The following is a 16,011-nucleotide window of genomic DNA, read 5'->3' as shown; positions in this document are numbered from 1 at the left end:
CTCACAAAAAACAGAGAAAAACGTCTCAATTCAGCGCAAAAACGATGAAAAAAACAGCATTAAAGTCGTATCCCATTTTTTAAGAAACTCCATTGGCAAAAAACGCTCCACATCCTGGTGATAAACGCATTTAAAACAATCAACAGCGCGTCTAATCAGCTTTAATCCTTCGCGCTGTTCACTTGCTCACTTTGTAACCCAATGAGTGCAAATGTAAATTTACCGTAAATTTAGAGTGTGATAATAAGGAAACGAAATTTACAACTATCACCATTTTTAGGAATGATGCTAATGACATCGCCTTTTTTAGTAACATCTTGTTATACGCAGCACAGCAAAATTAACACCAGGTTTAACAAACGTATCATCGCACTTTTGGTCAGCACCGCAATCACCGCCCCCACCCTGGGCGGAGAATTGCCAGGCGGTGCCTCGGTCGCAGCGGGTAACGTGTCTATTGGCGGAAACGGCAATGCGATGACGGTAACGCAGCAATCCAATACGGCCATTGTTAACTGGAACAGTTTTTCTGTCGGTCAGGGCCAATCAGTTAATTTTATCCAGCCGAGCAGTTCCTCTGCGATTCTCAATCGGGTAACCGGCGCCACTCGCTCCTCGATAGCGGGCGCGGTCACCGGGAACGGGCAGGTTTATCTGATTAACCCGAACGGAATTGCGATTACCTCCTCCGGTTCGGTCAAGGTGGGCGGCGGATTTGTCGCTTCAACGCTGGACATCAAAGATGAGGATTTCCTTAAAGGGAAACGTCAGTTTACCGGAAACGGAAACTCGGCAGAGGTGAGTAACGCCGGGATCATCAGCGTCGGGCGCGGCGGATATGCAGCGTTGATGGGAGGGAGCGTAAAAAATGACGGACTTATCAATGTACCGGTAGGCAAAGTGGGCTTGGGAGCAGCCGAGAAAGCGACCCTCGATCTCTCTGGCGATGGTTTCCTCCAGGTTGCCGTACCGAGCACTTCCGGCGTGAAAGAAGCATTGATTCAGAATAACGGGACCGTATCGGCCAACGGAGGGGCGGTTATCATGACGGCCGCAACCGCGCGCAATGCGGTACGCAACGCCATCAATCTCTCCGGCGTGGTTGAAGCCAACAGCGTGGGCGGCCAAAACGGCGCCATCACCATTGGCGGCGGCGAGGGTGGCAACGTTGCCGTATCGGGCACCGTTACCGCCACCGCGGCGCAGGGAAATGGCGGTAAGGTGAACATTACCGGCGATTCGATTGCTCTGGCGGGTGCCAAGGTGGATGTCTCCGGTAAAACCGGCGGTGGCACCGTCAACATTGGCGGTGAACGTCAAGGTAAAGGCAGCACACAGCGCGCCACAACTACCACGCTTGATGCCTCCACCGTAGTAAAAGCGGATGCGATCATCGAGGGCAACGGCGGTAACGTTGTTGTGTGGTCAGATAAGCATACCCGCTTTGCCGGCAACATCAGCGCACGCGGTGCGGGTGCTGGCAGCGGTGGCGAAGCAGAAGTCTCAGGCAAAGCGACACTCGCTTACACGGGCAAAACCGATCTGTCGGCGGACAGTGGTAAATACGGTAACCTGCTGCTCGATCCGCACAATGTGATTATCTCATCGGCCGCCGATACAGGATCGGGGTTCAGCGCCAGCGCTGATGATAGCGTCATCAATGCAGGCACGCTGCAAGGGGCGCTGGCATTGGCGAATGTGACCGTTTCAACAGGCTCCAGCGGTACACAGAGCGGTGATATTACCGTTGCCAGCAATATTGGCTGGTCCGCTGATACCACGTTAACGCTGGAGGCTGCTGGCAACATTGCCCTTAACGGCAATATCGCTGCGACCGGCACCAACGCGGGTCTGGCGCTCAATTATGGTAGTGGAAAAGACTATACGTTGCTATCGGGCAAATCCGTCACCCTGTCTGGCGCCAATTCATCACTTTCTATCGGCGGCGAGAACTACACGCTGATACGCTCGATGGCGCAGTTGGATGCCATTGATACCACCGGATTATCGGGTCGTTATGCGCTGGCACAGAATGTGAATGCCAACGGCACAACTTACAGCAATGCTCTTGTCGGAACATCGTCAGGAACTGCATTCAGCGGTATCTTCACCGGTCTTGGCAACACCCTCTCCAACCTGAAAATCAACAGTGCCGATGCGTATGTAGGGCTGTTTGGTTACAACACCGGCACCATCAGAAATGTCGCGCTGACGGCAGCGCAATTGACCGGCTCATCCGCCGCCACCTTCTATGCTGGCCTGTTGGCCGCCTATAACACCGGTACGGTGGCCTATGCCTCTGCGGCCGGTAGCTTGACGCGCACTTCCACAGCCACCACCTATATGGGTGGACTGGTTGGGCAAAATATCGGAACAGTGAAATACAGCCATTCTGGTGCCAACATCACAGCGACCAACAGTTCAAACGGTTCCTATTGGGGCGGACTGGTGGGGCAAAATAATAAAGATATTCTGCAAAGCTATGCCGATGGCACCATCAATCTCTCAGGAACATCCGGCAATGGCTCACAGAATGTCGGGGGACTAGTCGGATACAACGCGTTCGGGGCTAAAGTTAACCAGAGCTACTCTGCTGCCAATATAACCGCATCGGGTATGGGCGGTGCCGCATCCTTTATCGGAGGACTGGTCGGTTATAACGCCGGTGCATTGAATAATGTCTACACCACCAGTACCTTGAATACAGGCATTAACTCTTGGGCAGGGGGATTGGTCGGCTATAACGCAAGTGGTACTGTCGCCAATAGTTATGCCGCCGCTGTCTTTAACTACTCGACGCCGCCCTCCTTCTATGGCGGATTGATCGGATATAACGGCTTCAGCACGCTGCAAAATCTCTATTGGAATACCCAAACCTCCTCCTCGGTGGGGGTAGGCTCCGGCAGCAGCAACAGCACTGTCGTTGGGCTCACTACCGCTCAAATGAAAAACGCCAGTAACTTTAGCGGGCTTGATAGCACAGTTTGGGCACCCGCTAGCGGTTCCGCGTCCCCCGCACTGTTTGGTTTCTCAGGCGTCGTCGGTGTGGCACAGAATGCCGTTTACGGCGCGACACCCACGACAACCTACTACGGTGCCGGTTTCTGGAACGCGATAAGCGGCCGTTTAACCGATGGGCTTCAGCTTACAGACAGCGTTGGCACTCACACATTAAGCACCGCAGGGCTGACCGCTACGAGCGCGAGCGGACAAGCGGCAAGTATTATCAGCCTTGGCGGCACCGTTACGCCCGCGCTGCTGACCATCACCGCGAATAACACCAGTAAAGTCTATGGCAGCAGCTTCCCCTTCCTTTCCTACACCGCTTCCGGATTAGTCAATGGGGATTATATTACCTCGATGGGCTATACAAGCTTAGGTTTCTCCTCCACGGCCAACGTTGGCAGCTATAGTCTCGCAGTAAGTGGTGCAGGCGGTGTCGGGCTGTCCAACTATACCATCAGTTATAACAGTGGTGCTTTGAACGTCACCCCGGCGGCGCTCACCATCAGCGCTGACAACGCCAGCAAGATCTATGGCAACAGTGCAAATCTCGGTTATAGCGCCGCAGGTCTGGTGAACGGCGATACGGTTGACGGGCTGGCGCTGACCAGCGCCGGTAACGCCACCAGCGCCACTGTCGGTAGCTATGGTATCGCGGCCAGCAATGCTACCGGCAGCAAACTGGGCAACTACACCATCAGCTATAACGATGGCACGCTGACCGTAACGCCTGCGGCACTTACCATCAGCGCCGACAACGCCAGCAAGATCTATGGCAACAGTGCAAACCTCGGTTATACCACTGAGGGGCTGGTAAACGGCGATGCGGTTAATGAGTTGACGCTGACCAGCGTTGGTAACGCTACTACCGCCAACGTCGGCAGCTACAGCATCGCGGCCAGCAATGCGACCGGAACGGGTCTGGGTAACTACACTATCAGCTACAACAACGGCACGCTGACCGTCACTCCGGCGGCGCTTACCATCAGCGCTGATAACGCCAGCAAAATCTATGGCAGCAGTGCAAACCTTGGTTATACCACTGAGGGGCTGGTAAACGGTGATACGGTTGACGGACTGACGCTGACCAGCGCCGGTAACGCTGCCAGCGCCACTGTCGGCAGCTACGGTATCGCGGCCAGCAATGCTAGCGGCACTGGGCTGGGTAACTACACCATCAGCTACAACAACGGCACCCTAAGCGTGACACCCGCCGCACTGACTATCAGCGCCGACAACGCCAGCAAAATCTACGGCAACAGCGCGAATCTCGGCTATACCACCGCAGGTCTGGTGAACGGCGATACGGTTGACGGACTGACGCTGACCAGCGCCGGTAACGCCACCAGCGCTAATGTCGGCAGCTACGGTATCGCGGCCAGCAATGCGACCGGAACGGGTCTGGGTAACTACACCATCAGCTATAACGACGGCACCCTAACCGTGACACCTGCGGCACTCACCATCAGCGCTGACAACGCCAGCAAAATCTACGGCAACAGCGCGAATCTCGGCTATACCGCCGCAGGACTGGTCAACGGTGATAAGGTTGACGGGTTAACCCTGACCAGCGCCGGTAACGCCGCCAGCGCCAATGTCGGCAGCTATGGTATTGCAGCCAGCAACGCCACGGGCAGCAAACTGGGCAACTACACCATCAGCTATAACAATGGCACGCTGACCGTTACCCCGGCGGCACTTACTATCAGCGCCGACAATGCCAGCAAGGTCTACGGCAACAGTGCAAACCTCGGTTATACCGCAGTAGGTCTGGTGAACGGCGATACGGTTAACGGGTTAACCCTGACCAGCGCCGGTAACGCCAGCACTGCCAACGTTGGCAGCTACGGCATCACCGCCAGCGATGCAACCGGCAGCAAACTGGGTAACTACACCATCAGCTATAACAATGGCACGCTGACTGTTACCCCGGCGGCACTCACTATCAGTGCCGATAACACCAGCAAGATCTACGGCAACAGTGCAAATCTCGGTTATACCACCGCAGGTCTGGTGAACGGCGATACGGTTGATGGGTTAACCCTGACCAGCACCGGTAACGCCAGCACCGCCAACGTCGGCAGCTACGGCATCGCCGCCAGCGATGCAACCGGTAGCAAACTGGGCAACTACACCATCAGCTATAACGATGGCGCACTGACCGTAACCCCGGCGGCACTCACCATTAGCGCCGATAACGCCAGCAAGCTTTATGGTCAAACAGCAACCCTCGGCTATCAGGCTAATGGACTGTTGAACGGGGATACCGTCGAGTCGGTAACCGTATCAAGTTCAGGTGCCGATCGTTCTGCGGCGGTGGGTCAATATGCTGTCGTGGCTGAAAATGCGCTGGGCGATCGCCTTGCCAACTACAACATTACCTATGTAAATGGCGCACTAACCGTCGACCTGCCGATCCCCACGGATTTACCGCTCGCTGCCAATATTGGTAACCGTTTCGCTACCCAAAACCTGACGCAACAGCTCACCGGCTCAAGCATGGTGGTAACGCACGATGCCACTACAGCCTCAACGGCATCGGGACAAACGGATAGCAGCAGTGCCAACAATGACGTCATGGCCACCGTCGAGCCTCGCCTTGCAGGCGCGGTATGTATGTTAGGCGCGGACTACGCACTTTCTTGCTCAGGCAAATAATAAAAAGAGATTTTTGATGCGAGTATCATCTTTGTTTTCACCAGCATTTTTGTCACCGACGCTGCTCAGCCTGTGCATCGGTATCGGCCTCAGCACCAGCGCAGCATCGGCTGCGCCATCGGCGGGCCAGTTAGCACAACCTACTTACGCCCCCGTGCAGCAACGGGATAGCGGGCGGATCACCTTGCCTGCAACCACGGGTCTGCATGCGCCGCAAGGTTCAGAGCAGTTGTACGTTGTGCCATCAGGCATCATCGTTGAGGGTGGCTATCCTGAACTGGCGCAAGAAACAGCCCGTATTGAGTCCACGCTCAAAGGCAAGCGCGTTTCGGCTGCCCTGCTATTTGCTGCGGCACGAGAGTTGGAAGCCGCGTATGCCAACGCAGGCTACCTGCTAACGCGCGTCACCTTGCCACCTCAGCAAATTAATGACGGCGCGCCGCTGAGGGTGATTATCACCGATGGCTTTATTGAAAAAATCGATGCCTCCGCCTTTCCGATCACGGCCCGCCGCCGGATGGAAAGCGTGCTGGCTCCGCTTGTGGGAGAAAAACGCCTTACGCGTAGCCTGCTAGAACGTCGTTTACTGCTGGCGGGCGATACGCCGGGCGTAATGCTCAAATCAACCCTGCAACCGGGAAGCAAACCCGGATCCACCGTGTTGATCGTCGATGGGCGTTATAACCCTATCACCGGGAGCGTCTCACTCGATAACGGGCAGTCCGATGAGCTCGGCAAATATTCACTCGGCGTCGGCGGAGAGCTCAACAACATCACCGGTTTGGGCGATCAGCTCTATATGCGTTTGAACGGTTATCCACGCGGCGATGATGCCATCATGGACAGCGAGCCGCGCAGCCGCCAGTTTGCGCTTGGGCTTGTCGTCCCCTTAGGCACCGACGGTTTCTGGCTAAACCTTGAAGGGGTTGATAGCCGCACCAAACCGACATCGGAAACAGCTGTCACCACCCGCGATCGGTATCACCGTTTTTCAACCCGCGTGGGGTACCATTGGCTGCGCGCCCGCGATATCAATACCTCGACGCTGGTGGCTTTTGATATTCAGAATGAGCAGCAGGATCTGCAACTCAACAATCTCGATATCCCGTTTACACAGGATAAGCTCCGCATCTTGCGTGTGACGCAGTCGTTCGATGTCACAACGGATTACGCCTCCCGCTTTTCTTCCTCCCTGACCGCCTCTTTCGGCATCGATGGGCTCGGAGCCAGAAAGGGAAGCGTTGACCTCCCCATGAGCAAAGACGGTGCCAAACCCGATTTTCAAAAATTGGAATTGACCATGAACTACAGCCAGGGGTTGGCTGACGGCAAGGTGCAGCTCTCACTGGCTGGATTGGCACAAACGGCATTTAACAACGTATTGCCCTCTTCCGAGCAAGTCTCTATGGGCGGTTCAAGTTGGATCTCCGCTTTCGACGCTGGCACGATGAGCGGTGACAGTGCGTTGATAGGGCGCGCAGAAGTGGGTCTGCCACAGCCATTAGGCGCATTTTCCTGGGCACCAACCTTTGGAAATGCACTGATGCCTTACGCCTTTGGCTCACTGGGCACCGTTGGGCTCTCAAAACCGACAGCGTTAGAACAAAAAGAAGTGCACGGTAGCGCTTACGGTCTGGGTTTACGTCTGAGTACCAGCCAGATAGCCAGCCCTAACAGCGCCATGGTCTCCGTTGAATATGCCCGAGGTAAACAAAGCGGCGAACCTGATGACGATCGTGTCAATCTGCGCGTACTAACCTTCTTCTGATCCCTTTGTTAATCCGCATGCCTTATAGGTATGCGGATTTTTTCCGCACTCCTCACCACAACCGCAGGCATATACCACCACGTAGCGATCTCTACTGATTACCTACCACTTTATTATGGGATTAGATTTTTCACTCAGATACATTTTGGCTACATCTCTTCATTAGAAACGATTAATTAGTGATAAATTGCCCATTTTACCGCTATACGCTCCACTAGACTGCATCCAACGATTGCCATATTGCACTCTACCTATGTGATATTTCTATTTGGTGTTGAAAAGACGCAATGCTCCGTGACGGTTGATGTGAGCGCGCTGTGATAGATACCTATTTACACATCATATTAAATAGCGATCACACAGGGAAAGGTGTAGCAGATAGGTTGACACAAACTACCGCATTCAATTGCAGATACTTTATCAGGTGGTTTTTATTTCCCTATTCTTTAACGTAATCATTTTATCTTTATCATTAAAAGCAAGGTACAACTTATGGCTGTTATATAGCATCTTACTTCAGCATCACTCTATAGAGGGCAAAAAAAACGCCCCATTATAATATGTTAAAAAATATTGCAGAGATAGATTATTGCCTGGCTACTTCACCCTCAAAAGGTTCCCTAGAATGAAAAAAAATAGATTGCTGTTTTATATCGTACTGGCGATTATCCTAGGTATTATCGTCGGTGGAGCTTGTCACACGTACCTGCGTATTGATGAAGCCAAAAATATTGCTTCATATTTTAACCTGATCACCGATGTATTCCTCCGTCTGATCAAAATGATCATCGCACCGCTGGTATTTGCCACTCTGGTTTCAGGATTAGCCAGCATGGGAAATTCCTCATCTGTAGGACGCATTGGTTTAAAAGCCATGGCGTGGTTTGTCAGCGCCTCTCTCGTTTCACTTTTCATCGGTATTCTGTTCGCAAATATATTTCAACCAGGCGTCGGTATGAACCTGGAGATCCCGGCGGCAACAGCCACAATTGATACTGGGATGAACGTGACAGGCTTTACGCTGAAAAGTTTTATTAGTCATATCTTCCCACGCAGCATCGTCGAAGCCATGGCAAATAATGAGATCTTACAAATTCTCGTGTTCTCATTGTTTTTTGGTTCTGCGTTAGCTTACGTCAAAGGGCAAAGTAAGCACGGCGTAAGCATGGAAAAGATGATTGAAGAATTGGCCAAAGTGATGTTTCGTATCACAGACTACGTGATGCGCCTGGCTCCGCTTGCTGTCTTCTCCTCACTCGCATCGTCAATCACAACACAAGGAATGGGCCTGCTGTTTGATTTTGGTAAATTGATTGGTGAGTTTTACCTCGGTCTACTGCTGTTGTGGGCATTGATGCTGGGCGTCGGTTCATTGTTTCTGGGTAAAAATGCAACGTGGAATCTGGCGCGATTGTTACGTGAACCGTGCATGCTGGCATTTGCTACCGCAAGCAGTGAAGCGGCCTATCCTAAAACCATGGATGCACTCGATACCTTTGGCGTGCCGAAGAAAATCACCAGTTTTGTTCTGCCATTAGGGTATTCGTTTAATCTTGTGGGTTCCATGATCTACCAAGCGTTTGCCATCCTGTTTATCGCTCAGGCTTACAACATCCATCTGGATCTGTCACAGCAAATCATGATTCTTCTGACGCTGATGATAACAAGCAAGGGAATGGCAGGTGTCGCTCGTGCAGCCGTTGTTGTCGTAGCCGCGACATTACCGATGTTCAATTTACCGGAAGCTGGCATTTTGCTCATCATTGGTATCGATCAGTTCCTTGATATGGGGCGTACAGCGACCAACGTCATTGGAAATGGTATCGCTACCGCTGTCGTTGCCAAACTGGAAGACGATTATGACCATTCCGAAGAGGAAACAATATTGGTAATGGCAGAAACAAAATCCAGCTGATTTATACATAGAAAAATCGAAACGATAATAGACGTGCTATTGCCCGCCTATTATCGTGCGAATGGAGACGAGATACAGTGATTAATGTACTGATTGTTGACGATAATATGCCGGTCGCAGAATTAAACCGGATCTACGTCAACCATGTTCGCGGATTTAACTGCTCAGGAATAGCCTCTTCGCTCATACAAGCAAAATGTTTCTTAGCACAGGATGAACCTAAGGTCGACCTTGTGCTACTCAATCAAAACATCCCCTATACCCATGAAGGCAGCTTACTTTCTGAGCTGTGTGAGGAGAATGACCATGTCCATGTCATGCTTATCGCTTCCAAAAAAGACTGTCATGTCCTCAACCAAAAAGATGCCCCGTATGCTCACCGCATGGTTGATTGGTTATTAGCGCCTTTTCAATTCACCCGGCTTGAGCATAATTTAAGTGCCTATCGGGAAAAATTAGCGGTATATAGACAATGGGCAAGTGATACACCCGTTTTAATCCCAACAGCATCACGTGCATTACCCAAAGGGCTAACGAACGTGACATTACGCATCGTGTTTGCTTGGATTAAAAGCAATCAAGAGCAAGCCTTCTCCACCAAAATGCTGGCAAACGCTATCGGTTTATCATGCGTATCTTGTCGAAAATATCTGCTCTATCTTTCTGAAAAACAGATGCTTACTGCACAGTTTCACTATGGCACCTCAGGAAGGCCTATGTATATGTACCGCTTATTCTCTCATTCCGCTCAGTAATCAGCATAGTAGCGCTATCACCGGGAGCGTTGGCGAATACCGCCACCTAACGGTTTGTTCTGGTTCACCTTCGCAGCCAATGTATCTTGCAGAGCCTTAATCTTAGAAGATATCTCCTGCTTGCGGGCTGGTGCCTCATGCTGAGCCGAAGCGTGGTCAGTAACAGGCGGTCGCGCATCAAAACGCTTAGCCATCTCACGCACATGTCCCGCGCCAGGGCTGATGGTGCGACGGGTAGCGGACAGGTTGTTGGAGGAAGCCCGGGAAGAGGCATGATGCGGCACAGCGGGGGCGTCCGATGCGTTCAGCGCGCCATTAGTCTCGACACGCTGCCACGTTGTCGGTTGCGCCAGATCGCTGACAGGATATTTCGAGATATAATTCCCGGAGGCATCGACTGAAACAAATGCCTTAAACCGCTCAGCGTGCTCGCCGGAAAGGAGTAATTTTGCCTGGGCTTTATCACCATTGAAAAAGGTTTTAAGTGTATTACCTGTCATCATCGCGCTGATATTACGTTGCGGATTCGCGGTCATTTTTTGGCATAGATCGGCCAGACTTGTGAATGTTAGCGTTTTGTCTTGCAAAACTTTCATGGCGGTTTCACCACGGAACTCCCCATTCGTTCCAGGACGCATATCAATCTTCACCTTGGAGATCGCCCGTCCTTCCATAGGATTGGTGATAAATAAGAGATCGTTACCCTGTCGAACCAGTGAAATAGGCTTGTTGAAATAGATGTAATCGCCCTGGCAACGGATATTGTCGCTGCTAAACAAATGGCTCGTTGGATTTTTAAGGAGGTAATCAGAAATCATTTTTTCATCGCTGTCGATACTGCTAGCACTACTATTAGACTTTCCGTCGTTAAACAGTGGGCTCAAGATGCTTTTTGCCGTCACGATATTGGCTCTCTCGTGATAGACCATTGCTACCACCGGGTCCATTTTGCAAGCCGTTCCATCATTAGCGGAAGCCTTTTGCATCGGCATACGCGAGGGAGTGGACGCATCCCTTCCCCATTTGGCTGTAATGCCTTTGAAAACGTCACCGATACCGACAAATACTTTTTTTACAGTATGAGTAAAGGCACAAGAACGGTTGCTGATGCCCGATAAGAGCTGTTGCCATTTACCCTTCGGTGCCGCTTTTTGGGGTTCAGTACGCGTATTCACACCACCGTCTCCGATGCTGGTGGCCCTTGCTCCATTCACTCGCGTTGATTGTATGATCCCGCTATTGTTTACCGTCATTACGCTTGTACCTCTCGTTAATTACTCATCATTTCATGACTTACAACTATGTAGATTGCCAATAGAGCGGCAACATGTGTGACGATGATTATTTCATAACCAGCACAATGAAATTTTAAGGGAACGCCTTTACGCGATGAGGCGTAAACAAAACGCCTATCACGTATAGGGTCGGGTTTGAAGCGTGCGTTTGCGGAAAGATCGCTGTCACAAGGAATTTTTACCGGAACCGATCGTCACCCTCTTCCGACTTTGGCCCCATTTGCTATACTGCGAAACATTAAAATACAAACAATTAACAGAACGTAACACCGAATTCCATCGTGTATTCTCGGTGTTAATCACGACCTTCGCAGCAAAGGCAGGCGAGAGTGAATAGAGTTAACATGTTGGGTTACCGCTGTACGGTAGGTCTGCTTTTTCTTGGTTCACTGCTTCAGCCAGTACGGGCGAATGTGTCGGATCCGCTTCTCGCCCCCACTGTCGCCAGCGATACGCCGATGAACCGCACCGATAATCAAGCGCGCGGCATTTTGGTCGCGGTCGATCAGGCCACCCTCTCCAGCGATCTGCCGGGACGCATTGTCGAGATGCCGTTCAAGGAGGGGGAAGCGTTCAAAAAAGGCGACGTAGTCGTGCGTTTTGATTGCGCCATTTATCAAGCCCAACTCAACGCATCGCAAGCGGCAACGCGGGCGGCAGAGGCTGAACTGAACCAAAATCAGCAGTTGGCCCAGTTGAAATCCGTTGGTAAACACGCCGTGGCATTGTCCGCCGCCCATCTTGCGCAGGCGCAGGCGGAAAGCCAGGTGTACCAGATTCAGGTCAATCGTTGTCGCATCAACGCCCCCTTCGACGGACAAGTCGTTAAACGCCGCGCTCAGACCTATGAGAGTGTCGCGCAAGGCGCACCGCTGCTGGATGTCGTGAACAACCGCCATCTGGAAATTAACTTACTGGTTTCGTCACGCCTGCTGTCAGTGTTAAAACCCGGTTTAACCTTCACGTTTACACCTGACGAAACCGGCAAACCGCTGCAAGCCACAGTAGCAAGACTGGGTGCGCGCATTGATGAGAGCAGCCAGACCCTCGGTCTGACCGGATCCCTGGCGCATCCCGATCAGAGCCTGATGGCAGGAATGAGCGGTACTGCGCAGTTCCCGGAGGCGAAGTGACCAGCCCCGCCTCGCCTACCACGGCCAGTGCCGCGGTATTCGCCCGTTTTCTCGACGTCGAAAGGCAGGCTCGTGCGGCGGCCACCAGCGAAGAACTGGCCTACTGCATCGTCAACGATAGCCAACCGCTGTTTGGCTTTCGCCATGCCGCCCTGATCGTCAATGGACGGGTACGCGCAGTGACCGGCGTTACGCAACCGGCGCCCCATGCGCCGTTTGTCGCGTTTATCGAGCGAGCTTGCACCCAGTTGCAAGCAGCAGATAACGACACATTTCGGCAATGCTCGGTGATCGAAGCCACACAGCTTGATGAGCAGAGCCGTCGTGACTGGCAAGCGTTATCCGCTCCCGAAGCGCTGTGGTCGCCGCTAACCGATCGTAAAGGAAACACCTTTGGAGCCATCTGGTATGCGCGTGAGCAGCCGTGGCAGAACGCCGATCGGGTTCTGGCAGAGCAGCTTGGCGGGGCCTTTAGCCACGCCTGGCTGGCGCTTGAGCCGCAAACCTCGCGCTGGCGCAAGCGCCGGGCTGGCTGGAAAATCGCCGTGCCACTGCTACTAATAGTTGCCTGCCTGTTTATTCCGGTGCGTCAGTCTGTGCTCGCACCCGCGGAAGTGGTCCCTCATCAGGGCCGCGTCGTGGCGGCTCCACTGGATGGCGTGATTCAATCTTTTGTCGTGCAACCGAACCAACGCGTCCATCAGGGCGACGTGCTGGTGCGTTTTGATGACACCACCCTAAAAGCGCAAGCTGACGTGGCGGAGCGAGCGCTCAACGTCGCCGAAGCGGAATACCGCGCTAGCTCGCAGCGTGCGTTTCAGGATGCGGATTCCAAAGCGCGTCTGGACTTCCTGTCTGCTCAGGTAGCGCAAAAGCGCGCCGAGCGTGATTATTCCACTGCCCTGCTTAACCGAGCGGAGATTCGGGCCGACCGTGACGGTATCGCCGTATTCGCCGACGCGGACCGTTGGACGGGTAAACCCGTGCGCACCGGCGAACGGTTGATGGAACTGGCGGACCCGATGCTGGCCGCATTGCGTATCGAGCTGGATGTCGGCGATGCCATTCAATTGCAGCAGGATGCACCGATTACGCTGTTCCTCGACAGCGATCCCCTGACGCCCCACGCGGCGCAGTTGTCGCGTATCGCCTATGAATCAGAGCAGACACCGGCAGGGAATCTGGCTTACCGACTGGATGGTCGCTTTACCGACGCACCGCCGCGTATTGGCCTGCGCGGTACGGCTAAACTGTCTGGCGACTACGTTCCATTGGCGGTTTATCTGTTCCGTCGGCCGCTGGCCGTGATCCGTCAGGCTATTGGGCTATGAATCCGCTGTTGCCAGCACTGCGCGCCGATCTTCAATTGACAGAATCCGCCCCCGGCAGCAACGGCGCACCACAATGGGTGCTTTCCGATCCGATCACCGGGCGTTACTTCACGCTGGCACCGTCCGCGATCCGGATGCTGCGCTATTGGTCGCTGCGCCATCCGCAGCAGATTCTGGCCGCAGCCAATCAGGAACCGGGTTTGCCGCTGCGGGTAAAGGAGCTGGAGCAACTGTTGCAGTTTTTGCGTCAGCACGATTTGGTTAGTTCCGGGGATGCCGAGCAGCGCCAACGCTATCTGGACAAAGCGCGCGCCCTGCATACCCGTTGGTGGAAAAAGATACTGCATCAATATCTGTTTTTTCGCATTCCGCTGTGGCGTCCGGACCCGATTCTCAATCGTTGCTGGCCCTGGTTACAGCGCTATGGCACGCCTTTTCTCATTGGCGTGTTTCCGCTGCTATTGGCGTTGGGCCTGTTTCTGGTCAGCCGTGACTGGGTGCGCTATACCCACGCGTTTCCTCATCTGTTCAGCCTGTCCGGCATGGCGGTGTTCGGTGTCTCTCTGGTGTTCGCCAAATTTATTCATGAGCTAGGCCATGCCTTCATGGCCAAACGGGCCGGCTGTCGGGTGCAAAGCATGGGGGTGGCCTTTATTGTCATGTTTCCCTTGTTTTATACTGACGTCAGCGATGCCTGGAAACTTAAGGATCGGCGCTCACGCCTGTTGATTGGCGCTGGCGGCATTCTGGCCGAAATGCTGCTGGCCGGGATTGCGCTGTTGGTTTGGGCGTTGCTGCCCGATGGCCCGATGCGCACCGCGGCCTTTATGCTTTCCAGTGCAACCTGGGTCACCACGCTGGCGGTAAACCTGAACCCCCTGATGCGCTTTGACGGTTACTTTTTACTGAGCGATTTCTGGCGCGTGGAAAACTTGCAGGAGCGTGCTTACGCCCTATGCCGTTGGCGACTGCGTGAAAGCCTGTTTGGCTACGGACATCCGCCGCCGGAAACCTGGTCACCTGACCTGCAACGTAAACTGCTTATCTGGGGATACGCCTCGTGGATCTGGCGTTTCTTCCTGTTCTTTGGCATCGCATTGGTGGTGTACCACTTTTTTATCAAGGTGATCGGTATCGGCCTGATGCTGATTGAGATTGCCTGGTTTATCGCGTTGCCTATCTTAAAAGAAGCTTATATCTGGTGGTCTATGCGGTCATCCATACAGCCTGCATCCCTGCTGCGCGCCATCCTGTTTTGCCTGTTGGCGCTGCTTGTCCTGCTTTATCCCTGGCGCGGTAGCGTGCATATCCCGGCAGTACTGGAAGCCGCCAACGTCAGCACCCTTTACTCACCGCTGCCCGCACAGGTAAAACGCCTCTATGTTACCGATGGTCAGCAGGTTAATGCCGGAGATATCCTGCTGGAGCTGGGATCCAGCGACCTCGATTATCGCCTCGATATTGAACGCCAGCGTATTGCACTGTTGCAACAGCAGTTACGGCGGGGAGCCGCTCGTCAGGAGACGGCCAGTGAAACGCAGGTGTTCGACAGGCAATTGGCGGAATCACTGGCTCGCTACCGGGGCTTGGCTGCGCAACAGCAACGCCTGGTGCTACGCGCACCGCAAGCCGGGGTAGTGCGTGACATTGCCCGGGATACCACCCTTGGCCGCTGGGTAACCGCGGATACGCCCCTGTTACGGGTCATAGACCCCCTTCAAGGACGAGTGATGGGTTATATTCCCGAAGATCGCCTGACACGCGCTCAGCAAGGTATGGAGGGCGTCTTCCTCGCCGATGACCCGGCCTTTCCACGTCAGGCAGTGCGCTTAGCCACGATTGCGCCTACCGGTAGCGCTTATTTGCAACAGGAAATGCTGGCGTCTGACCGCCATGGCCCCATTGCTGTTCGCCGCGACAATCAGCAATATCCCCAACCGGTACAGGCGCACTACAGCGTGCGCTTCACGCTGATGTCGCAAACCCCATTGCCACAGCAACCTTTACGCGGCAGCGTTATTTTACAAGGCGAGAAAGAATCGTTGTTGGGTGCAGCGTGGCGACGTATCGCAGCGTTGGGAATAAGAGAGAGCGGATTTTAATTCCGGATAAAAAATCATCACATGTAATTACATTTCAATGCGTTACCTATT

At 53.4% G+C, this 16,011-nt stretch carries 8 protein-coding genes; 7 read left to right on the top strand and 1 reads right to left on the bottom strand.

Annotated features, from left to right (window positions below; all coding sequences use genetic code 11):
- Positions 1 to 375 precede the first annotated feature (375 nt).
- The 4 genes from J5069_RS11730 to J5069_RS11715 all read left to right on the top strand — a co-directional run bounded on the left by J5069_RS11730 (position 376) and on the right by J5069_RS11715 (position 10,099).
- Positions 376 to 5,661, top strand: coding sequence for a beta strand repeat-containing protein (locus J5069_RS11730; RefSeq protein WP_264644056.1), 5,286 nt, complete (start codon positions 376 to 378; stop codon positions 5,659 to 5,661).
- A gap of 16 nt (positions 5,662 to 5,677) precedes the next feature.
- Complete coding sequence (locus J5069_RS11725) at positions 5,678 to 7,429, top strand: ShlB/FhaC/HecB family hemolysin secretion/activation protein (protein WP_264644055.1); 1,752 nt, start codon at positions 5,678 to 5,680, stop codon at positions 7,427 to 7,429.
- Between the two features lie 625 nt (positions 7,430 to 8,054).
- Positions 8,055 to 9,344, top strand: a complete 1,290-nt coding sequence (locus J5069_RS11720; RefSeq protein WP_264644054.1) for a dicarboxylate/amino acid:cation symporter — start codon at positions 8,055 to 8,057, stop codon at positions 9,342 to 9,344.
- A gap of 77 nt (positions 9,345 to 9,421) precedes the next feature.
- Positions 9,422 to 10,099, top strand: a complete 678-nt coding sequence (locus J5069_RS11715) for a two-component system response regulator DcuR (protein ID WP_264644053.1) — start codon at positions 9,422 to 9,424, stop codon at positions 10,097 to 10,099.
- Between the two features lie 17 nt (positions 10,100 to 10,116).
- On the opposite strand, the gene J5069_RS11710 is transcribed toward J5069_RS11715, so the two are convergent.
- Positions 10,117 to 11,352 carry a hypothetical protein gene (locus tag J5069_RS11710; protein WP_264644052.1) on the bottom strand — a complete coding sequence of 412 codons (1,236 nt, stop codon included), beginning with the start codon at positions 11,350 to 11,352 and terminating at the stop codon, positions 10,117 to 10,119.
- Between the two features lie 371 nt (positions 11,353 to 11,723).
- On the opposite strand from J5069_RS11710, the gene J5069_RS11705 reads away from it, so the two are divergent.
- Genes J5069_RS11705 through J5069_RS11695 form a run of 3 tightly spaced genes read left to right on the top strand, consistent with a single transcriptional unit; the run spans position 11,724 to position 15,960 of the window.
- A complete protein-coding gene (locus J5069_RS11705) occupies positions 11,724 to 12,527 on the top strand; it encodes an efflux RND transporter periplasmic adaptor subunit (RefSeq protein WP_413542226.1) in 804 nt (267 codons plus the stop codon).
- Complete coding sequence (locus tag J5069_RS11700; RefSeq protein ID WP_264627906.1) at positions 12,524 to 13,858, top strand: efflux RND transporter periplasmic adaptor subunit; 1,335 nt, start codon at positions 12,524 to 12,526, stop codon at positions 13,856 to 13,858. The genes J5069_RS11705 and J5069_RS11700 overlap by 4 nt, the downstream gene beginning before the upstream one ends.
- Entirely contained in the window at positions 13,855 to 15,960 is a 2,106-nt protein-coding gene (locus J5069_RS11695; protein ID WP_264644051.1) for an HlyD family efflux transporter periplasmic adaptor subunit, read from the top strand. The genes J5069_RS11700 and J5069_RS11695 overlap by 4 nt, the downstream gene beginning before the upstream one ends.
- The last annotated feature ends 51 nt before the right edge of the window (positions 15,961 to 16,011 follow it).

The sequence above is a fragment of the Candidatus Symbiopectobacterium sp. NZEC127 genome, assembly GCF_025962675.1.
Lineage (GTDB): Bacteria > Pseudomonadota > Gammaproteobacteria > Enterobacterales > Enterobacteriaceae > Symbiopectobacterium.
Note: the sequence above shows the minus strand (reverse complement) of the source record. Positions and strands in the feature narration are given on the sequence as shown.